This is a genomic window from Chryseobacterium salivictor (assembly GCF_004359195.1).
In the GTDB taxonomy this organism is placed as follows: Bacteria; Bacteroidota; Bacteroidia; order Flavobacteriales; family Weeksellaceae; genus Kaistella; species Kaistella salivictor.
Genome location: NZ_CP037954.1, coordinates 1,200,484 through 1,220,595, shown reverse-complemented (window position 1 = coordinate 1,220,595; position 20,112 = coordinate 1,200,484). Strand labels below are relative to the sequence as shown.

The following is a 20,112-nucleotide window of genomic DNA, read 5'->3' as shown; positions in this document are numbered from 1 at the left end:
TCAGCATACAGTCAGCATAAGCCAGGGGTTGGTATGGGGATGAGTACACTTTGGTTATGTGGAGAAATGGGTATAGTTTGCGAAGCTCCAATATCTTTTTAGCTCCCGCACAGAAATCCGATTGCTGACTAAGGACTGTATCATTTTCAGATTATCCAAAATTTTTGCTTAGTCCCCAAGTTTTGATACTGATCCAGAGAAACAAAAAAACCGTCCCACAAAAAAATTCGCAGGACGGTTTTCAGTTATTGAAAAATTATAACTTTTTATTCTTTCGTAAATTCAAATTTTTGCCCGCCTTGGATAAGGGTGAAACTTCTCTTGTCTTTCGCGAAGTCCAGCTCAATTCCTGCCAGTTCAAAACTGAATTTATTGTCGCCTTCATACGCTAATGGAAATGGAGTTTGGCCGGTTGCCTGGGCTGTTAAATTATTTCCATCTGACTTTAATACTATTTTCAAAGGGATCTGTTTGCTCGAAAAACTTCCTTCATAATCAGTTAAAGAAATTTTTTCTGCCGGTTTATTATCCATTTTTAAAATATTATCGGCGGGATTAGCATCTGGCACACTTCCTTTTGGATTCAGCTGAACAGAAACTATTTCCTTTTTCGTCGGAACTTCGAAAGACCATTCTGAGTTTCGTTTCCAAATTTCTACGGGCAGTTTTACATTCTGAACAGTTCCATCTTTAAACGTGATATCCATATTTACCGGCATCGGCAACTGTCCGATGTTTTCAATTTTAATAATTACCCCTTTAGTAAAATCACCATTAATGTATTTCGCACTTTTTACAGCCTGATCAATTTTCCATTTGTTTAAAAACCAACCTCGCCAAAACCAGTTCAACTCTTCGCCGGAAACATTTTCGACTGTTCTGAAAAAATCATCCGGAGTCGGATGTTTAAAAGCCCATCTCCTGATATATTCGCGAAGGGCTTTATCAAAACGTTCTTCACCCAAAATATTTTCACGCAACATTTGCATTCCTGCACTTGGTTTGTAGTAACCTAAATAACCAAGATTTCTTTCTTTCAAATTGTCCGGTGCCGTCATTACAGGCTCCATGTTTTCACTGTAAAAAGCAGATGACATCGACTGAAGAGGTTTCGCCTGGTAGTATTCTCCATTATTAAAATCTTTTTCGGAAACCGAATTGATGAATGTATTCAAACCCTCATCCATCCAGGCGTAGAGTCTTTCGTTGGAACCGACAATCATCGGAAACCAGTTATGACCGAATTCATGATCGGTAACGCCCCATAAATCGGCACCTTTGGAATCCATGTGACAGAATACGATTCCCGGATACTCCATTCCGCCTTCATTTCCTGCAACATTTACCGCATTCGGATAGGTGTATTCATACCATCGTTTTGAATAATTTTCGATGGAAGTTTTGGTATATTCGGTCGATCTTCCCCAAGCTGCATTTCCGTCACTTTCCACAGGATACGCAGAAATTGCCAAAGATTTTTTCCCACTTGGTAAATTAATTTTTGCAGCATCTAAAATAAACGCAGGCGACGAAGCCCAGGCAAAATCACGGGTGTTTTCTATTTTAAATTTCCAGGTTTTGGTGGAAGTTGCCGTTTTTGGTGCGGAATTTACTTCTGCTGCTGAACGGATGATTACCGTTTTATCGCTGTTTCCTGCATCCGCCCATTTTTTATTTTGATCGTTGGTATAAACTTCTTTCGGATTTAATAATTCTCCGGAAGCCACGACATAATGATTGGAAGGAACTGTTAAATTTGCGGTGATATTTCCGTATTCCAGATAAAATTCGCCCGCTCCTAAATACGGCAAAGTATTCCAGCCCATCTGGTCATCATAAACACACATTCTTGGAAACCATTGTGCAACCGTGAATATATTACCGTTTTTCGTAGCCTCAACTCCCATTCTGTCTGAACCATAACGCGGAGAAACAAAAGAATAATGAATGATCAACTTCACCATCCCTCCTTTTGCTTTCAGATCCTGCGGAAGATCAATCTGCATTCTGGTATCTGAAATCGTGTAAGTGGGATTTATTTTTAATTTCTTTCCATTTGCCGAAAGAATCTCCACTGATTTTATAGTGTAACCGCCGTCGAGATCTTCACCGTGTGCGCCGTTTCTGCTTCCTGCCATGGGAATAACGGCATTTCCACGGGAATCTTTTTTAAATAAATTCTGATCCAGCTGCAGCCAAAGAAAACTCAAATTATCAAAACTATTGTTCGTATAAGTAATTTCAGCAGATCCTGAAATTTCATTTTTCGCTTCATTTAAAGATGCATTCAAAACATAATCAGCGCTGTTCTGCCAATAATGGTGACCTGGTTGCCCACTTGCCGAGCGGGTTTCTGTACCATTATTCTGGTAGAAAAATGGTTTAAAAGCTTCGGTATAACTGTATTTTGGCACCTCTTGAGCAAATGAATTCACAGAAACTGTGATTGCAAATATGACCAGTGCCCCTAAAAATTTAAATTTCATGAGTTTATTTTGTAATAAGTATAAAATAAAACCAACATTGTTACAGAGATTGGTTTTTAAATTTTAAATCGAAATCATCTTCCTTATTAGTTTTCCTATCAGTTTCCTAAATTTTATACTGCCCAAAAAGTTTTAAAACGAATTTGCTTCAGATAAAAAAAATGCTTTTTGATGCACTCTTTTTTCATAGGATGGAAAATCTGGTAGTTCAGGGATTAAACAGCATTTTTCAACTCTGAAACCGAAGATGGCATTAAGATCATGTGACACCAGTCCGAATAATTTATATTAATTCTTTTATATTTAATTTTTAGTACATATTTTTACAACGGTAATTAACCTACTTTCAAAAAGCGAAAAATCCTTTTACTCCGAAATATTATGGCATGAAAAAATCCTACGAAAAACTATTCGAAAATAATAAAAAATGGATGGAAGCACAACTGGCAGAAAATCCAGATTTTTTTAAAACACTTTCTGCAACGCAAACTCCAGAGTATTTATATATCGGATGTTCTGACAGTCGTGTTTCTGCAGAAGAAATGATGGGCATGAAACCGGGCGAACTTTTTGTTCACCGAAATATCGCCAATGTCGTGAACACTTTAGACATGAGCTCTACCGCAGTCATCCAGTATGCAGTTGAACATTTGCAAGTGAAACATATTATCGTTTGCGGCCATTACGGTTGTGGTGGAATTAAAGCGGCAATGACACCGCAGGATCTGGGTCTTTTGAATCCATGGCTGAGAACAATTCGCGATGTTTACCGGTTACATCAGGCAGAACTGGATGCCATTGAAGATGAGCAAAAACGCTACGACCGTTTGGTCGAACTGAATGTGCAGGAACAGTGTATCAACGTTATCAAAATGGCATCGGTTCAGGAGGAATATATTTTAGACGAATATCCTATCGTTCACGGTTGGGTTTTCGATATGGCAACAGGAAAAATCATCGACCTGGAAATTGATTTTGAGAAGATTCTGAAAGATATTCAGAAGATTTATAATCTCACCAATTCGGATTGGGTGATGAGCCGGAAGAAAAAATAGCGTTTATTTGCATCTAACTCATTCTTATATTACGCACGGATTTCACAGATTATCACAGATCATCATTAAAAAAATCTGTGAAAATCTATAGAATCTGTGCGCATTCTGAAATTATTTCCCGTTGAAGGCCGTCATCGCATTCTGAATTCCGGCAAATACAAAGGACAAACACGCTTTAGAAAACTTCTCGATTCTCTCGGGAAGTTTTTCTTTTTCTTCGCCTTCCCATTTTCCAAGAACGTAATCCACTTGTTTTCCTTCGCTAAACTCGGCAGAAATCCCAAATCTTAATCGTGGATAATTCTGTGTCTGTAACTGCTCCTGAATGCTTTTCAGCCCATTATGACCGGCATCAGAACCTTTCATTTTCATTCTTAATGTTCCGAATGGCAAAGACAGATCATCGGTAACAATCATTAAATTTTCCACCGGAATATTCTCTTTTTGCAACCAGAATTTCACCGCATTTCCTGAAAGATTCATATAGGTATCCGGTTTCAGGATAAAGACTTTTCTTCCCTTATATTTACCTTCTGCAAGCAAGCCGAAGTTGGAGGATTTAAAAGGAGCATCAATGGTTTCGGCAATTTTCTCCGCAACTTTAAACCCGACGTTATGCCGGGTTTCAGTATATTCATCTCCTTTGTTGCCGAGACCTACGATCAGGTATTTCATGTTGAAATTTTATTGGTATTGAAATGTTAAAGTTCCCAGATTACCGGAAGCAACAGCCTTTGTCGGATAACCGTCTGCATCATAAGTGTAAACATAGGTTAACGACTGTCCTTCCACCGTAACTTTTCTGTAGTTGTTTGCTGAAAAACCAATCACCGCAAAACTGTCAAATCCGTAGAGAGAACTTACAATATTATAAGCTTCTGGCAAAGTATTAAAAGGATTGATTTTGGTATCATAGTCACTCAACACACTCGAAATGACAATCGGCGGAATGCTAACCGGCGGAGTTGCAGGAAATATGGTGGAAAACTTCCATGTAGAAATATTATTTCCGGCATAAGTGATATCACTCTGTAGCGTAAACATATCGTAAGTAATATTGGGATCCGCGGTATCAATCCCTACCATTTTTGATGAAATTTTCGATACCTTATTATTGGTATAATTTGCAGTGATGGTATTGGTAAAAGAATTCCCTGTATCTTCTTTACCGGTTCCCTTTGCTTCAACAAATTTTCCGTTATTATAGGTAACTGCATAATCGGTGGTGGTGATTACCGATCCTTCTTTCTGTACAATTGTTATTTTATTAACAGTGTTATTATCATAAGACAAACTGTAAGAAATAGAGTTATCACTCGTTTTCACATTGACCAGTTTTCCCAATAAATAGCTGTAATTATAAGTTATGGTTTCGCCAGTATCTTCTTTTGAAGTAACAGATTTCAACTGCTTCACAACGCCGGTTGGTCCACCGCCGCCACCTGTTTCACCCGGATTATTGACCCCAAAAAGCAAATCGCCATTTTCATCACGACCCGGTTCGCAGGAAAACAAAATAGCTAAACTGAAAACAAAACTTAAAAATCCGAAAAGCTTTTTCATTATTAAAATTGATTTTAGCAAAAGTACTCTTTTTTTAGAAATTATATGAATCGATTTATTTCCCTAAACACTTTAAAACAATAAGTTTTTACTTCAATTCACCCGAAAGAGTATCCGCATAATCTGACCCTTTATTTTCCGGTCTGTAGAAAAGTATTAGCAATACTTCTTCATTTCTAACTTCCGAAAAAAAATCTTTTCCTATGACAAAATTTTTCTTCATTAAATTCATAATTTCTAAGTCTTTCGAACTTTCAAAATTCTGTACTGCTTCAATATGATCAATTTTCGACTTTTCATTAACCTTTAACTTATAAACTGCAAACTTATTTTTAGCATCTGATATTTCATAATCTTTAAAATCACCTTTTGAATTTTCGCTTACTGACTCATCTAAAAAGAAAACCTGATTCAATTTTTCTTTGCTTTTGCTTAAAAATTCATCAACTTGTCTTTCAGTTTTCAGCTTTTGGTCAGTTACATCAGAAATAAATGTTTTTGGAGTACATGCAGAAATCGTATATTTTTCAGAACCAAGAGATTTTCTGTTTGTTGTCATCGAAATTACATTATCTCCATCATTCTTAGAAAGATAAATTAAATATTTTTCGCCTACTTTTAAATCAACTTCACATGCTGCGCTTTGGATATCATTAATCAGTCCAGAAATTTCTACAGTTCCGAACGATTTACCTTTATAAATTTTCAAAACAGAAACATCCGCTTTATATATCCTGCTTTTCAAATTATTACCATAAATTTTGGTGATTTCTATTTCACCAACGAAATCTGCATTTTGGTATTGAATTCCAATCTCACCAGAATTCCCACATTTACACGCAAAAATTTTTACCGAGAACAGAAATAAGAAGAGTAAAATAAGTTTCTTCATTTCTAATTTTTCTAAAATTATTAATTAATTCCTAATATCCTTTCCAAAACGCCATTAACTTCATCTACATTCTGTACATTTTCTTTTCTCATCATGAGCTGATTTCCTTCCTTGCTGACTTTTTCCTTCAAAGTCGCTTCTTTCGGATTCTTTGACAAATAAGAAATAATGTTCCTGAACTTTTCACTCTGATAAAACTTATCCTGAGGATTGGATGGAAAATACCCGAGGAAAACCCCGTTTTTCACCACGATTTTATCAAAACCAATTTCCGCGGCAATCCATTTTAGTTCTACCGATTTCAGAAGATTGATCGCTTCAGCGGGCAAAGCTCCAAAACGGTCGATTAATTCACTTTCTAATTTCTGCAATTCTTCTTTGCTTTCTATTTCTGCTAATTTTTGATACAGCGATAACCGTTCTTCAATACTCTGAACGTAAGAATCCGGCAACATCAGTTCCAAATCCGTATCGATATTCACTTCTTTGCTCGATTTGAACAGTTTTTTGCGGTCTTCTTCATTATCAAATAAATCTTCGAATTCCTCATCATTCTGCAATTCCTCCAAAGCTTCCTGCATGATTTTCTGATAAGTATCAAAACCCATTTCATTAATGAAACCACTTTGTTCACCTCCTAACAAATCGCCGGCACCACGAATTTCCAAGTCCTTCATTGCGATCTGGAAACCACTTCCCAAATCCGAAAACTGCTCGATTGCTTCCAGTCTTTTCCGCGCGTCATTGGTCACCATATCAAACGGCGGCGTAATCAGAAAACAAAAAGCTTTTCTGTTACTTCGTCCGACCCGACCACGCATCTGGTGAATATCTGCCATCCCAAAACGTTGGGCATCATTAATGAAAATCGTGTTCGCATTCGGCACATCCACTCCACTTTCGATAATCGTCGTTGAAACCAAAACATCATATTTGCCTTCCATAAAATCCAGAACATTCCGTTCCAGTTGTTTGCCGTCCATTTGTCCGTGGCCTGTAATTACTTTCGCATCGGGAACCAAACGCTGAATCAAGCCCGCAATATCTTTCAGGTTTTCAATTCTGTTATTAATGAAATAAACTTGTCCATCTCTTTGAAGTTCATAAGAAATGGCATCCCGGATTATTTCTTCATCAAAACCAACAATCTGCGTTTCAACAGGCTGACGGTTTGGCGGTGGTGTTTTAATGACTGATAAATCTCTGGCCGCCATTAATGAAAACTGTAAAGTCCTCGGGATTGGCGTCGCCGTCAGTGTTAAAGTATCCACATTACTTTTTATCGTTTTCAATTTGTCCTTAACCGCAACTCCGAACTTGTGTTCTTCATCAATAATTAAAAGACCGAGATCTTTAAATTTTACTGAACTTCCAACCAATTGATGGGTTCCGATCACAATATCGATCTTCCCGGATTTCAATCCTTCCAGCGTTTCCGCTTTTTGTTTTGCCGTGCGGAAACGGTTCATATAAGAAATGGTCACGGGGAAATCTTTCAGTCTTTCGGTAAAACTCCGGTAATGCTGAAAAGCCAAAATCGTGGTCGGCACCAAAATCGCCACTTGTTTTCCATCAGTCGCCGCTTTAAATGCAGCTCTGATCGCAATTTCTGTTTTCCCGAAACCTACGTCACCACAAATCAAACGGTCCATCACGGTATCATTTTCCATGTCCGTTTTCACATCGACCGTTGCTTTTTCCTGATCGGGCGTATCTTCATAAATAAAACTGGCTTCGAGTTCGTTCTGCAGATAAGAATCCGGCGTGAAGGCAAAACCTTTGGCCGTCTTCCGCTGTGCATATAAACGGATCAGGTCGAAAGCGATCTGTTTTACTTTCGCTTTTGTTTTTTGTTTTAAAGCTTTCCAGGCTGGCGAACCGAGTTTTGACAACACGATTTCCCGTCCGTCCGGACCATTATATTTTGAAATCTTATTTAAGGAGTGAATGCTCACATAAAGCAAATCTCCATTTTTATAAGTCAGTTTAAAACATTCCTGAACTTTTCCATTATTATTCACTTTCACCAAACCCATGAATTTCCCGATTCCATGATCGATATGGGTGACATAATCGCCCACTTTCATCTGCATTAAATCTTTCAGCGTAATCTGTTCAGATTTTGCAAATGCATTTTTGGCTTTAAATCTCTGGTAACGGTCAAAAATCTGGTGATCAGTGTAAACTGAAATTTTATGGTCCAAATCAACAAAACCCTCGTGAAGTTCTGATTTAAAAGATTTAAATAATGTTTTTGATTTTCCGTCCAGGGAAGTTTCATTATTTTCTGAACCTGTTTTCTGTGCTGATAAATCTTCAAAAATAGATTCCAGCCGTTCTTTCTGTTTTTCCGTGGAAAATGAAATCCAGGTTTCAAAACCATCATTTTGCTTTTCCTCTAAATCCTCAAGTAACAATTCAAACTTTTTATGAAAACCCGGTTGTGGCGTTTGATTCAGCTGTACAATTGCCGCGTCACTTCCCTTCACTTCCTGTAAAGTAAAATCGATCCATTCAAATTGATTGATATCTTTAGCGAAATCTTCTCCGGAAACAAAAAGCTGTTCTGGCGTCAGATGTCTGATTTCAGTTCCTAATGTTCCAAACTTTTCTTCTGCTTTTGTATAGAAATTTTTAATTATATTAAAACCTGCAAAAGCATTTTTGGTGATTACAACTAAATCTTTCGGTGCCAAATCAAACAAAGAAACCTTCGTTCCCTGCGCTGAAAAATTCATATTCGAAACCAACTGAAATTCTCTTACTTTCTCTTTGGACAGCTGTGTTTCGATATCAAAAGTCTTAATGCTTTCCACTTCATTTCCGAAAAAAGTAATCCGGTAGGGCTCTTCATTGGAATAGGAAAAAACGTCGACAATTCCTCCTCTCACAGAAAACTCGCCAGGTTCGGAAACAAAATCGGTATGATTGAAATTAAACTGATGCAGTAATTCCTCAGTAAAATTAAAATCCAGCTGATCGCCCGTTTTGATCGTGTGAGAAATCGCTTTGAAATCAACCTTCTTCATCACTTTTTCAGCTAAAGACCCAAATGGCGCGATCATGACTTTTGGCTTTTTATCGTTATGAATTCTACTCAAAACTTCGGTTCTTAAAACCAAATTCGCATTTTGAGTTTTCTCAATCTGATAAGGCTCCAAATGAGTCGGCGGGAAATAAAGCACATTTTCTTTGCCCAGCAAATCCTCTAATTCTGAAGTGATGTACAACGCATCTTCTTTGTCATCGGTCAGAAACAAAAGCGATTTCTTTTTAATCAGAAATAATTCTGCGGCAAAAACCGCTGGCGAAGAACCGGCAAATGACTTTACCGTAAGATGTTTATTCTGCTCGAGCTGCATAAACAGCTCTTTTCCAAATCCTAAATGAAGAAGCTGTGGGAGAAATGTATCGGTGATATTTTTTAACTGCATAAATGTTCTGACGGTAAAACCCGTCTTTAAAATGAGAAGGTCTAAAACGGGAAAAGCGATTTCGGGATTGTTCCGAAATCGTTTGAAAGTACAAATTTAAGGATTATTTGTTTATTAATTCCAGAGGTAAAATTACCCTTTATGATCGGTCGTATTCCGCATAAAGGTTTTAAATACTTCTAAAAACTCTTAATGTTTTCCTAAAACTTGGGTGCTGAAAAAAGCCCGGCATAAAGTTTGGCTGGTGTTGAACTTAACTTTAAATAAAAAATTATGAAATCGAAAAATTTAAAAAACGAAAGAAAGACAACTGTTGAAAGAGCATTTAGATTTCTCGGATTATTCGTTGTTGCATTCTCTTTATTTGCGTTTACTTCCTGCAGAAGTGATGACGACCCGGCAGACAACGACTTTTTCGCCGGAACTTACAAAGGCAGCATTTCTTACAACGATGCAAATTCAACCATATCCAAAGACGGCGGAAGTGTTTTCGTAACCAAAATTGCAAGTGGTACAAAATACAATTTCCGGTTTTCTGATGGGATTCCTGATCTGAATGGTGTTGAATTCAAAAAAGAAGGTGACCATGTTTTGGTGATGGTAGGAGGAACAACCACCTCTTACATTAGAATTGATAATAATGAGTTGAAAATTTTATATACCGCTAACGGGAAAACCTGGACTGCAAACTGCACGAGATAAATTATATCACTTATTTTCACACCGACTGTTTCATTTGATTGAAACAGTTTTTTTTTGAAAGGTTTAGATAATGCATATCCGTAATTAGTACTAAAAATATATTTCTTCTACGTTTCGCTGTAACTTCTTTTTGTCCTAAAAAAGTAAGTAAAACAACAAATTTGCAAATAAAATCTTTGTGTGGTTCACGATGAGACTAAAAAATTTCAGCGCTGATAAAGATGTGTTAAAGTTTGGTTAAAGTTATTCGGAAGAAATTTTCGGTACGGTAAATTATTTAATTTTATATCGTTAAAAAACATTATATCAAGCATTTAAAACATATACAAATGAAAAAACTATTAGCCGCATTGTCTTTGGTGGTAGCCCTTGGACTTGCAAATGCTCAACAGGTGACGCCAAAATCAACTGCAAAAATGGCTCCTGCTAAATCAGAGAAAATGGAAACTGCAAAAAAAGAAGCAGTCGCAAAATCTGCAACAGCAGAAAAACCGGCCGCAAAGACCTCTGCAGTAAAAATGAAAAAAGACGGAACGCCTGACAGAAGATACAAAGCCAATGCCCATCTGAAAAAAGACGGAACGCCTGATAAAAGATACAAAACAAAATAATACAGTTTGAATACGTTGAGCCCCGGAATTTATTTCGGGGCTTTTTTATATCTTTAATAAAAAATTTATGCAGCGTTTTTTTGCAATGATCCTTCTTTTTTCACTCTGCCTTTTTGTGGGTTGTACCTCGGAAAACAGAAACAATTCCCGAGCTTATGTGGAAGGAAAAATCACCGGATCTCAATCCGACTTCAATAAAATAAAAATAATTATTAAAAGCGATGAAAAAAACATCGGCGAAACCATGCCGACCGGCTCAGGCCAATTTAATGTTTCAGGTCCGCTGCTTTCGGATTCGTTTTCCTTGGTTTTAAATGAAAAAATAAAATCATTTTCTTCCTCAAAACCAGGCTGTACGATTTCTTCCGATTCTTTGGAAATCCTTATCCCATCTGGGACTACGTATATTATTTTTAATGACATAAACCTGAAATGATGAGAATTACATTTCTGCTTTTTTTCGGAATTTCAACTTTAATTTTCGGCCAGCAAAAAACAAACAAACTGGATGTTGTTTCTAATATCGAAACCAAAATGATTGTAATGAAACCCATTGGCAATAATCATTTGGCAAAATTACTCATGCCTTTTTACGGTTTCGGTTTTGGGGGGAACTTGATGACTCCCATTAATTTCGGAATTGGATTAGATTACAATTTGCTGTTTTCTAATGTGAAATACGGCGAACAAAACCGTTACGGAAATATCGGCTCACCAACCATCACCAATATCGATTTGTACCTGACGCACCGCGAAATTATTTCCGAGGATTTTTCAATTGAAGAAATGGCGGGATTCAGCTATTACCGCCAAACTAATTTATTAGTTGACGCCGAAAATCAAAAATTAAAAGAGAATGCAACTGGCTTTAATCTTGGCGGAAAAGCTTTATATGCATTGGATCGCGAGGGTTATCAACAGGTCTTTGTCGCAGCGAAAGTCAATGTTTATTTCGGGAATGTTTACAATGAAAATCCAGAAACCAAGAAGTTTTATAACCGCTCTACCTTCCTGAGTTTAGGATTGGGATACCGCTATAATTTTTAAAACAGAAGTTCGGTGCGTAATTTTTCTTTATACTAAAGGTTTATTTCTAAAATGCTTTAAATTTGCGTTATGATCAATTTCATTAAGAAAAACATTGCTTTAATCTGGGCAAAAAATCACGTTAAAGGAACCCAATCCTTTAAAGCAAATTCAGTTAAAAACCAGGAAGAACTTTTACTTTCTCTGGTAAAAACTGCTGAGAAAACCCTGTTTGGAAGAACCCATCAGTTTGAAAATATAAAAAGCATTCAAGACTTCCAGTCGCACGTACAAATTGCTGATTATGAAGACTTAAAACCTTATATCGAAAAAGTAAAAAAAGGCCAGCGACAGATTCTCTGGACCGATACGCCGGAATATTTCGCTAAAACTTCTGGCACGACATCGGGATCCAAATATATTCCCATTTCAAAAGAAGGAATGCCTTACCAAATCGCGGCAGCACAAAGCGCGATTTTTCATTATATCGCACAAAAAAACAATGCTGATTTCGTTACCGGAAAAATGATTTTTTTGCAGGGAAGTCCTGAATTGGAAGAAATCAACGGAATTAAAACCGGCAGACTTTCCGGAATTGTTGCACATCACATTCCGTCTTATTTACAGAAAAACCGCCTGCCGAGTTTAAAAACAAACCTCATCGAAGACTGGGAAACCAAAGTTGACGAAATCGTAAAAGAAACTGAAAAGGAAAACATGACTTTGATTTCGGGAATTCCGCCTTGGCTGATTATGTATTTTGAAAAACTGATCGAACGGAACGGAAAAAAAATTACAGAACTTTTCCCCAATCTTCAGCTCATTATTACCGGCGGCGTCAATTATGAACCGTACCGCGAAAAAATGAATGAACTTCTGGGAAAACCTGTGGATACTTTGCAGACTTTCCCCGCAAGTGAAGGATTTTTTGCGTTTCAGGATAATTTTGAAAAAGAAGGCCTACTGCTGCTCACCAACCACGGAATTTTCTATGAATTTGTCCCGCTGGAAGAATACGGGAAACCAGAGGCGAAAAGACTGACTTTAAAAGAGATCGAACTTCATAAAGATTACGCTTTGATTTTAACGACAAATTCCGGACTTTGGGCGTATTCCATCGGTGATGTTGTACGGTTTATTTCTAAGGATCCTTACCGGATTTTGGTATCGGGGAGAACAAAACATTTCACATCTGCTTTTGGCGAACACGTGATTGCTTTTGAAGTAGAAGAAGCTTTAAAAGCAACGGTAGAAAAATTTCCGGCACAGATTACAGAGTTTCATTTAGCTCCACAAGTAAATCCCACGGAAGGTTTACCCTATCACGAATGGTTTATCGAATTTGAAAAAGAGCCCGAAAACCTGGAAAACTTCAGAAAAAATCTGGATGATGAAATGCGGAAAAGAAACACATATTATAATGATTTAATTTCCGGTAAAATCCTGCAACCTCTTGTAATTACAACATTAAAGAAAAATGCTTTTCAGGATTATGCCAGGTCTGAAGGAAAGCTTGGTGGTCAGAATAAAATACCACGATTAGCTAATGACCGCAAAATTGGCGATTTCCTTGAAACACACAGGAGCTAGTATTTGAAAAAACCTTAAATGATGAAATATTTCTTTTGCTTTTTAATTCTTCTGATCAGCACTTCGTGTGTTTCGACGAAATACAGTGTTTACACAGATCAGGGGAATTTCGACAACATCAAGGCTGGAACGAGATATACTGTTTATGACAAAAGTGACCGTAAATTTTTTGTTGACGTCACCTCAGTGGAAAAAGACAGCATTATCGGAACCAGAAACGATCAGCGGATTGCCATCTCCAAAAAGGACATCAAAGAAATTAATCAAAATAAGACTGGCGCAACCGTTATTTTAATCGGTGGAACCGTTGGTCTTTTGGTCATAACTTATATCATTGCAGACACAATGCGAGCTTTAGGTGAGGGGTTCGGGCTCGCCATCGGAGGACAATAATTAACTCTAAATAATTTTCATCCTGACAAAAACAACAGCATCTGAAATTCAAAAAACATTCTGCAAACAATCAAATTCGGATAAATACTCACACCAACACCTATTTATAAGTACCGAATTAACAAAATATTTAATATTTTAATAAATTTTTATTACATTTGAAAATATTAATTCAAATTATATTTAATGAAAAAAATCTATTTTTTAGGAACGATGTTAGCGATGACATTCTCAAATGCGCAGATTAAAAGCTTTAAAAAACCAAGCAAAAATGAGACCCATAAACCATTTGTATCCCATTTAAAAGCAAATGAAATAAAATTTGATCAAGCACCTGATTTCTCAAATGGAATCATATCAATGGTAGATCAAGACGATTATCAAGTTTTTGCGGCAGATGACTTTCAACTTTCTGAAGACACCAAAATTGAGAAATTTGTTTTTTATGGAAGTCAGTTCTATGGTGATTTACCAGAAGTTTATCTGGGATTAAAAATGTATATCTTCAATGACAACAACGGTTTTCCCGCTGGAAAACCAAGTGATCTAAGCACGGCGGTTGCTGTCATAAATATCGACGAAACCAATAGCGCTGCGACCCTTTCCGCGGATGATGTGGATTTCACCTTTGAAGTTGATGTTACTAAGGCATTGGGACAAAACCTAACATTGAAAGCCAATAAAAAATATTGGGTGGCTTTTGCGCCTAAAGTTGATCTTGGTTACGATTACGGTTACGATGAGGATGAAACATTCTACTGGGCTTTAGGAAATGATAATTACTCAGAACCTGTGCTAATCGATGAGGCTGATTTATTTGAAGAAGGAGCAACCTCCTGGACAACTATTTCAAGTTTGCTAGGTGAAACTTTTGAAGGGCTTGCATTCACGATTACAGGAGAAAACCAGTTGGGTACTACAAATGTATATTCTAATCTTAGAAACGTCTCCATCTACCCAAACCCAGCAGTTAATGTAATTAACTTAAAGGCCAACAAAAAGAATTCTATTTCCAAAACTGAAATCTTTGATATGACCGGAAAACTGGTAATCAGTTCTTCTGAAACATCGATCAATATAGAAAGACTTCCAAAAGCTGCTTATGTTGTTAAAGTATATTCTGGAAGCGAATTAATCGAAACTTCAAAAATCGTTAAGAAATAGCATATTAGAAAAAATACAAATAAAAAAAGAAGCCGTTTCAATAAGTGTTGAGACGGCTTCTTCTATGTTGTCCTAATTAGAAACCACTTTCAGCCCAATCACCGAAGCAATCAAAGTGAAAACAAAAAATATTCGCCAGAAAGTCGCAGGCTCATCGAATATAAATATTCCCATAAAAACAGCACCTACCGCACCAATTCCCGTCCAGACTGCGTACGCTGTCCCAACAGGAATGGGACTGGCGCCAACAGAAATTGCCTTGTATAAAAGAAACATACTCAGAAAAAGAGAAATTGCAAAACCTGCCCACCAAAAATAACTTTCTCTTCCGGTTGTTTCTTGCGCTTTTCCGAGACAAGTGGCAAAGCCGGTTTCAAATAAGCCGCCGATAATGAGTAAAATCCAATTCATTTTTCAAAGATAATTTTTTTTGGAAAACTTAAGTGTTTCTAAAAGCCACGAATTCACGAATCTCCATTTTTTTTAACATTACTTCATTTCAATCATAGGAAAAGGTCCATTTAAAAGGAACAAGCTGTTGAAGAAAAATTCGTGTATTCGTGGCAAAAACTTAATGCAAAATGGGAAGCCACGAATTCACGAATCTCCATTTTTTTAACATTACTTCATTTCAATTATTGGAAAGCAACAACTAACTTATAGAAAAAAATTCGTGCATTCGTGGCAAATTAATAAATGATTTTTCGTTCCTAAAATTTACTTTTGCAAAATGATTTCATTGCAACCTATTCAGACCTTAAAAATAGCAGAATTTCGGAACTTGATGACCGGCCGTTTTTTTCTGATCTTATCTTTCAGAATGTTGGCAACACTGATGGGCTGGTGGATTTACAAATTAACCAAAGATCCTTTCGCCATTGGGTTGATTGGCTTGTCAGAAGTTATTCCTGCGGTATCAACTGCCTTATACGCCGGCCACGTTATCGATAATTCTGAGAAGAAAAGACTCTTGCTGATCTGCAATTACGCTTATGTTTTGCTCATCGGCTTATTGGCGGTTCCCGCCTTTTTTGGTCACAGTTTACTGCACTTCAGCAATATCCAGATTTCTTATTTTATTTATGCCGTCATTTTTTGTACCGGATTTTGCCGCGCATTTATCGGCCCTATAATTCCTTCAATGATTCCAAAGATAGTTTCAAAAGATCAACTTCCGAACGCTATCACACTCAACCAGGCGACCTTTCTTACCGCTTCTGTTTCTGGCCATGCTTTGGGTGGCTTTCTTATTCACTGGATTGATATTTCCGGAACAATCCTCGTGATTGTCGGATTAATGATTTTCTCCTCCATTTTCTTTTGGTCTCTGAAAAAACACCCTTCAGAAAACAGCGACCGAACAATGGGCGTGGTAGAAAGTATGCGCGAAGGAATCGCCTACATTTACAAAACAAAAGAAATCTTGGGCGCACTTTGCCTTGATATGTTCGCCGTCCTTTTTGGCGGTGCCGTCGGCATGATTCCGGTTTTCGCTACCGATATTTTAGATGTAGGATCCGAAGGTTTCGGCTTGCTGAATGCTGCTTCAGATATCGGCTCCATGTGTATTATCATGACTCTGGCGTTTGTACCGTTAACCAAAAATCAAGGTAAAATCTTACTCGTTGCCGTGGCAGGTTTTGGCCTGTGCATCATCGGTTTCGGTTTCTCTAAATTATACTGGCTCTCCTTTTTCTTATTGGTGGCCAGTGGAATGCTCGATGGAATTTCGGTGGTCATCCGCGGTACGATTGTACAACTGAAAACGCCCGATCATATTCGCGGCCGGGTTTTAAGCGTGAATTCCATTTTCATCATGTCGAGCAACGAAATGGGTCAATTCGAAAGTGGCGTTGCAGCCAAACTTTTAGGCGTTGTTCGATCCGTCGTTTTTGGGGGAACCATGACCGTTTTAATCGCACTTTTAGTCGGAACCACCGTTCCAAAACTCCGCAAAATGAACTATTAATTTTTTAAGACTAAACAGTGTAGAACTTCTAACCAATTCGGTCCGGCTCTTCCCTCCAATCTTTTTTGCTGCACCTTTGGCAGCGCCAAAAAAAAGAATTTCCGTTTCAATCCTCGCCAAAATAAAAACTGTTTAATTTCCGACTTATCAACACTGCAATTCACTAACAAACAACTTATTGACCTTAAAACCCAGGACATTGTTGATTAAATATTCGGAATAAAAACTTAAAAAAACTATCTTTGTCATATGGCACAAAAGGAAACTTTATCTTCACTAATTCATGGTAATTTCGCTAAGGAACTTTCTATTTCCGACGGCAAAATGCCTCCCAATGCAATAGAATTCGAGAAACTCGTTATCGGCACTTTTTTAATTGATAAAAAAGGACTGGATTATTCCATTGATTTATTGACCGCGGATGTTTTTTACGACCCAAGACACCAGGAAATCTTCCGCGTAATCGTCCGTCTCTTCGAAGGTAATCATCCCGTCGATTTAATGACGGTAATTCAGGAATTAAAGAAAACCGATAAATTAGCACTTGCAGGAGGAGATCATTACATCATTGATTTAACGATGGGAGTCTCTTCCAGTGCGCATATTGAGTACCATGTCCGGGTGATATTAGAGAAATTCATTCTGCGGAGTCTGATTAATGTTTCCGCCAATGTGATCGACAGTTCTTATAAAGAATCTACCGATGTTTTCGAGCTTTTGGATAAAGCCGAACAATCCTTTTTTGAAATTACAAACGGAACTATTAAAAAAGGTTTCGACACTGCGAATACTTTGGTTAGCCAGGCCATTGAAACCATTAAAGCCTTAAAAGACAAAGAGGGAATCTCCGGAATCCCGTCCGGATTTAAAGATATTGATAAAGAAACCGGTGGTTGGCAAAATTCCGATTTAATTATTATTGCGGCCCGTCCGGCAATGGGCAAAACCGCTTTCCTGCTTTCTATGGCAAGAAATATTGCGGTAGAACATAATATTCCGATGGCTTTATTCTCGCTGGAGATGGCTTCCGTTCAGTTGATTACCAGAATGATCGCTTCAGAAACGGGAATTTCTTCTGAGAAATTACGAAAAGGACAAATGAACGATGAAGAATGGCAACGTTTATTCTCCAATGTTTCCGCTTTAGAAAACGCTCCTTTATATATTGACGAAACACCTTCCCTTTCTGTATTCGATTTTCGGGCAAAATGCCGGAGATTGGTCATGCAGCATGGAGTAAAAATCATCATGGTCGATTATCTTCAGTTGATGACCGCAAATTCCGGAAAAGGGGGAGCAGGAAATCGTGAACAGGAAATTGCAATGATCTCCCGTTCCCTGAAAGCAATTGCAAAAGAGCTGAATGTTCCTGTTATTGCACTTTCTCAGCTTTCAAGAAGTGTGGAAACACGACCTGGAAAAAGACCGATGCTTTCTGACCTTCGGGAATCTGGAGCGATTGAGCAGGATGCCGATATTGTTTCGTTTATTTTCCGTCCGGAATATTATAAAATCACCACTTGGGACAATGATGAAGACGGCGGTGAGTCCTCCACAGAAAACCAGGCAGAACTGATTATCGCAAAACACCGTAATGGTGCTACCGCAGATGTGAGAATGTCTTTCCATAAAAATATTGCCAAATTTGCCGACCTTGATTTATTTGGTGGAGGCGGTGGCTACGGTTACCAGTCTTCGAATTTTGGACAACAGGATACTCCGGGAGGTTTTGAAAAAATTAAAACTACCATCGATCCCGGTGCTGCTTTCGATTTACCAAGCAACCAAAACCTTTCCGGTTCGTCGATGAATGATGCGGATGATGATGACGATTTTCAATTTTAGGAATGGGTCTTAGAATTGAAATTTATACCGACGGCGCCTGTAGTGGTAACCCCGGAAAAGGGGGTTACGGAATCGTGATGAAGGTTCCCGAAAAAAATTACGAAAAAAGATATTCGCAGGGGTTTCGCCTCACAACCAACAACCGCATGGAATTGTTGGCGGTGATAACCGCTTTGGAAAAACTGAAATCTACCGAAAATGACATTCACATTTACACCGACAGCAAATATGTTTCTGACGCGATTAATCAGAAATGGATTTTCGGTTGGATTAAAAAAGGTTTTAAAAATGTAAAAAATCCTGATTTGTGGAAAAGAATGGTTCCTTTAATTAAAGCACATCAAACCACTTTTCATTGGGTTAAAGGTCATGCAGGCCATCTCGAAAATGAAATCTGCGATCAACTTGCCGTAAAAGCCGCCCAAACGGAACCTCTTCAAATTGATGAATTTTTCGAGAAACAACAGAACGGCGGGCTTTTCTGACGGTAAATTACTTTGCGTGAATTTACTCCGCAGTGAATGGTTAGTTAGCTTCGCAGTGAATGGTCAATTTAATGGTCAAGTATCGTTGCTGTGAAATGGTGAATTTTCTAAACTTAATATTTATTAAATTCACTTTTAAAATTGACCCGAAGAAATTCACCATTCACTTTTAAAATTCACCTTTAGAAATTCACTTAAAGAAATTCACCCACCCAACTTCCGGCTCATTTATTTATCTTTGTTAGATGAATTACCTTGAAGCACTCAACAAAAGATATTCGGTTAAAAAATTTGATCCTGAAAAAACAGTTTCGTCCGATGTGCTCTTCCATATCCTTGAAGCGGCAAGACTTTCGGCTAGTTCATTGGGACTGCAGCCTTATCGGCTCCTTATTGTGCAAAGTCCGGAAATGAAGCAGAAACTCATTCCTGCCTTTTACAATCCATCGCAAATCTCAACGTGTTCGCATTTGATTGTTATTGTTTCGAAAAACAATATTGGCAATGAATATATCGGCAATTATTTTAATCATATTTCAGAAACCAGAGAAGTTCCTCTGGAAAGTTTAAATCCATTTAAAGAAAGTATCAGCAAACATATTCAGCATTTAGATTCAGAAGAAGTGATGATTTGGGCAGATAAACAGAGCTATATTGTTTTGGGAAATCTGATGTTTGCGGCGGCTTTAGAAAATGTAGACACCTGCCCGATGGAAGGCTTCAGTCAGGAAAAAATCGATATTGTTTTAGGGATTGATACCGAAAAAGAAAAAGTCGCAGTGACTTTAGCGCTTGGGTACCGATCGGAAGAAGACCAATTTCAGAATTTAAAAAAAGTAAGAAAACCGAATGATAAACTGTTTAAGTTTATTTAAAATAAGGTCTAAATTTTCATTC

The 20,112-nt window shown here is 37.6% G+C and carries 18 protein-coding genes; 12 read left to right on the top strand and 6 right to left on the bottom strand.

The annotated features are described in order from the left end of the window. Nucleotides 1-266: 266 nt before the first annotated feature. Nucleotides 267-2,486, bottom strand: a complete 2,220-nt coding sequence (locus NBC122_RS05650) for a M1 family metallopeptidase (RefSeq protein WP_133439443.1) — start codon at nucleotides 2,484-2,486, stop codon at nucleotides 267-269. A gap of 386 nt (nucleotides 2,487-2,872) precedes the next feature. Here NBC122_RS05650 and NBC122_RS05645 point away from each other — a divergent pair, with 386 nt between their 5' ends. Continuing rightward, a complete protein-coding gene (locus NBC122_RS05645) occupies nucleotides 2,873-3,541 on the top strand; it encodes a carbonic anhydrase (RefSeq protein WP_133439442.1) in 669 nt (222 codons plus the stop codon). 111 nt (nucleotides 3,542-3,652) lie between these two features. Here the strand turns inward: NBC122_RS05645 and pth are convergent, their stop codons facing one another. From pth to mfd, 4 genes are all read right to left on the bottom strand, one after another. Continuing rightward, entirely contained in the window at nucleotides 3,653-4,216 is a 564-nt protein-coding gene (pth, locus tag NBC122_RS05640) for an aminoacyl-tRNA hydrolase (RefSeq protein WP_133439441.1), read from the bottom strand. Between the two features lie 9 nt (nucleotides 4,217-4,225). Then, on the bottom strand, nucleotides 4,226-5,104 hold the full coding sequence (locus NBC122_RS05635; protein ID WP_133439440.1) for a hypothetical protein: 879 nt from the start codon (nucleotides 5,102-5,104) through the stop codon (nucleotides 4,226-4,228). 88 nt (nucleotides 5,105-5,192) lie between these two features. Next, a complete protein-coding gene (locus NBC122_RS05630) occupies nucleotides 5,193-5,996 on the bottom strand; it encodes a hypothetical protein (RefSeq protein ID WP_133439439.1) in 804 nt (267 codons plus the stop codon). Nucleotides 5,997-6,016: 20 nt separating this feature from the next. Further along, nucleotides 6,017-9,430, bottom strand: a complete 3,414-nt coding sequence (gene mfd, locus NBC122_RS05625) for a transcription-repair coupling factor (protein WP_133439438.1) — start codon at nucleotides 9,428-9,430, stop codon at nucleotides 6,017-6,019. A gap of 273 nt (nucleotides 9,431-9,703) precedes the next feature. Here mfd and NBC122_RS05620 point away from each other — a divergent pair, with 273 nt between their 5' ends. From NBC122_RS05620 to NBC122_RS05590, 7 genes are all read left to right on the top strand, one after another. Further along, complete coding sequence (locus tag NBC122_RS05620) at nucleotides 9,704-10,132, top strand: hypothetical protein (RefSeq protein WP_133439437.1); 429 nt, start codon at nucleotides 9,704-9,706, stop codon at nucleotides 10,130-10,132. Nucleotides 10,133-10,461: 329 nt separating this feature from the next. Continuing rightward, nucleotides 10,462-10,743, top strand: a complete 282-nt coding sequence (locus tag NBC122_RS05615) for a hypothetical protein (RefSeq protein WP_133439436.1) — start codon at nucleotides 10,462-10,464, stop codon at nucleotides 10,741-10,743. 67 nt (nucleotides 10,744-10,810) lie between these two features. Next, on the top strand, nucleotides 10,811-11,179 hold the full coding sequence (locus NBC122_RS05610) for a hypothetical protein (protein WP_133439435.1): 369 nt from the start codon (nucleotides 10,811-10,813) through the stop codon (nucleotides 11,177-11,179). Next, the gene (locus tag NBC122_RS05605; RefSeq protein ID WP_133439434.1) at nucleotides 11,176-11,790 is read left to right on the top strand and encodes a hypothetical protein; all 615 of its coding nucleotides are present in this window, start codon (nucleotides 11,176-11,178) and stop codon (nucleotides 11,788-11,790) included. The genes NBC122_RS05610 and NBC122_RS05605 overlap by 4 nt, the downstream gene beginning before the upstream one ends. Nucleotides 11,791-11,859: 69 nt before the next feature. After that, nucleotides 11,860-13,359 carry a GH3 auxin-responsive promoter family protein gene (locus tag NBC122_RS05600; RefSeq protein ID WP_133439433.1) on the top strand — a complete coding sequence of 500 codons (1,500 nt, stop codon included), beginning with the start codon at nucleotides 11,860-11,862 and terminating at the stop codon, nucleotides 13,357-13,359. An 18-nt stretch (nucleotides 13,360-13,377) separates the two neighbouring features. Beyond that, a complete protein-coding gene (locus tag NBC122_RS05595) occupies nucleotides 13,378-13,752 on the top strand; it encodes a hypothetical protein (RefSeq protein ID WP_133439432.1) in 375 nt (124 codons plus the stop codon). 186 nt (nucleotides 13,753-13,938) lie between these two features. Continuing rightward, entirely contained in the window at nucleotides 13,939-14,916 is a 978-nt protein-coding gene (locus NBC122_RS05590; RefSeq protein WP_133439431.1) for a T9SS type A sorting domain-containing protein, read from the top strand. 72 nt (nucleotides 14,917-14,988) lie between these two features. Here NBC122_RS05590 and NBC122_RS05585 read toward each other — a convergent pair whose 3' ends face one another. After that, nucleotides 14,989-15,327: a DMT family transporter gene (locus NBC122_RS05585; protein WP_133439430.1), complete on the bottom strand. Its 339-nt coding sequence runs from the start codon at nucleotides 15,325-15,327 to the stop codon at nucleotides 14,989-14,991. Between the two features lie 319 nt (nucleotides 15,328-15,646). Here NBC122_RS05585 and NBC122_RS05580 point away from each other — a divergent pair, with 319 nt between their 5' ends. The 4 genes from NBC122_RS05580 to NBC122_RS05565 all read left to right on the top strand — a co-directional run bounded on the left by NBC122_RS05580 (nucleotide 15,647) and on the right by NBC122_RS05565 (nucleotide 20,090). Further along, entirely contained in the window at nucleotides 15,647-16,885 is a 1,239-nt protein-coding gene (locus tag NBC122_RS05580) for an MFS transporter (RefSeq protein WP_133439429.1), read from the top strand. Between the two features lie 249 nt (nucleotides 16,886-17,134). After that, nucleotides 17,135-18,730 carry a replicative DNA helicase gene (gene dnaB / locus NBC122_RS05575; protein ID WP_133439428.1) on the top strand — a complete coding sequence of 532 codons (1,596 nt, stop codon included), beginning with the start codon at nucleotides 17,135-17,137 and terminating at the stop codon, nucleotides 18,728-18,730. 2 nt (nucleotides 18,731-18,732) lie between these two features. Continuing rightward, on the top strand, nucleotides 18,733-19,215 hold the full coding sequence (gene rnhA / locus NBC122_RS05570; RefSeq protein WP_133439427.1) for a ribonuclease HI: 483 nt from the start codon (nucleotides 18,733-18,735) through the stop codon (nucleotides 19,213-19,215). A 245-nt stretch (nucleotides 19,216-19,460) separates the two neighbouring features. After that, nucleotides 19,461-20,090: an NAD(P)H-dependent oxidoreductase gene (locus NBC122_RS05565; protein WP_133439426.1), complete on the top strand. Its 630-nt coding sequence runs from the start codon at nucleotides 19,461-19,463 to the stop codon at nucleotides 20,088-20,090. Nucleotides 20,091-20,112 lie beyond the last annotated feature (22 nt).

What these genes read in the sequence shown, in the direction of transcription:
- NBC122_RS05590 (WP_133439431.1), top strand. Translation starts at nt 13,939, where the DNA reads ATGAAAAAAATCTATTTTTTAGGAACGATGTTAGCGATGACATTCTCA.
- NBC122_RS05645 (WP_133439442.1), top strand. Translation starts at nt 2,873, where the DNA reads ATGAAAAAATCCTACGAAAAACTATTCGAAAATAATAAAAAATGGATG.
- NBC122_RS05630 (WP_133439439.1), bottom strand. Translation starts at nt 5,996, where the DNA reads ATGAAGAAACTTATTTTACTCTTCTTATTTCTGTTCTCGGTAAAAATT.
- NBC122_RS05610 (WP_133439435.1), top strand. Translation starts at nt 10,811, where the DNA reads ATGCAGCGTTTTTTTGCAATGATCCTTCTTTTTTCACTCTGCCTTTTT.
- NBC122_RS05615 (WP_133439436.1), top strand. Translation starts at nt 10,462, where the DNA reads ATGAAAAAACTATTAGCCGCATTGTCTTTGGTGGTAGCCCTTGGACTT.
- NBC122_RS05650 (WP_133439443.1), bottom strand. Translation starts at nt 2,486, where the DNA reads ATGAAATTTAAATTTTTAGGGGCACTGGTCATATTTGCAATCACAGTT.
- NBC122_RS05600 (WP_133439433.1), top strand. Translation starts at nt 11,860, where the DNA reads ATGATCAATTTCATTAAGAAAAACATTGCTTTAATCTGGGCAAAAAAT.
- dnaB (WP_133439428.1), top strand. Translation starts at nt 17,135, where the DNA reads ATGGCACAAAAGGAAACTTTATCTTCACTAATTCATGGTAATTTCGCT.
- pth (WP_133439441.1), bottom strand. Translation starts at nt 4,216, where the DNA reads ATGAAATACCTGATCGTAGGTCTCGGCAACAAAGGAGATGAATATACT.
- NBC122_RS05580 (WP_133439429.1), top strand. Translation starts at nt 15,647, where the DNA reads ATGATTTCATTGCAACCTATTCAGACCTTAAAAATAGCAGAATTTCGG.
- mfd (WP_133439438.1), bottom strand. Translation starts at nt 9,430, where the DNA reads ATGCAGTTAAAAAATATCACCGATACATTTCTCCCACAGCTTCTTCAT.
- NBC122_RS05565 (WP_133439426.1), top strand. Translation starts at nt 19,461, where the DNA reads ATGAATTACCTTGAAGCACTCAACAAAAGATATTCGGTTAAAAAATTT.
- NBC122_RS05585 (WP_133439430.1), bottom strand. Translation starts at nt 15,327, where the DNA reads ATGAATTGGATTTTACTCATTATCGGCGGCTTATTTGAAACCGGCTTT.
- NBC122_RS05620 (WP_133439437.1), top strand. Translation starts at nt 9,704, where the DNA reads ATGAAATCGAAAAATTTAAAAAACGAAAGAAAGACAACTGTTGAAAGA.
- rnhA (WP_133439427.1), top strand. Translation starts at nt 18,733, where the DNA reads ATGGGTCTTAGAATTGAAATTTATACCGACGGCGCCTGTAGTGGTAAC.
- NBC122_RS05635 (WP_133439440.1), bottom strand. Translation starts at nt 5,104, where the DNA reads ATGAAAAAGCTTTTCGGATTTTTAAGTTTTGTTTTCAGTTTAGCTATT.
- NBC122_RS05595 (WP_133439432.1), top strand. Translation starts at nt 13,378, where the DNA reads ATGATGAAATATTTCTTTTGCTTTTTAATTCTTCTGATCAGCACTTCG.
- NBC122_RS05605 (WP_133439434.1), top strand. Translation starts at nt 11,176, where the DNA reads ATGATGAGAATTACATTTCTGCTTTTTTTCGGAATTTCAACTTTAATT.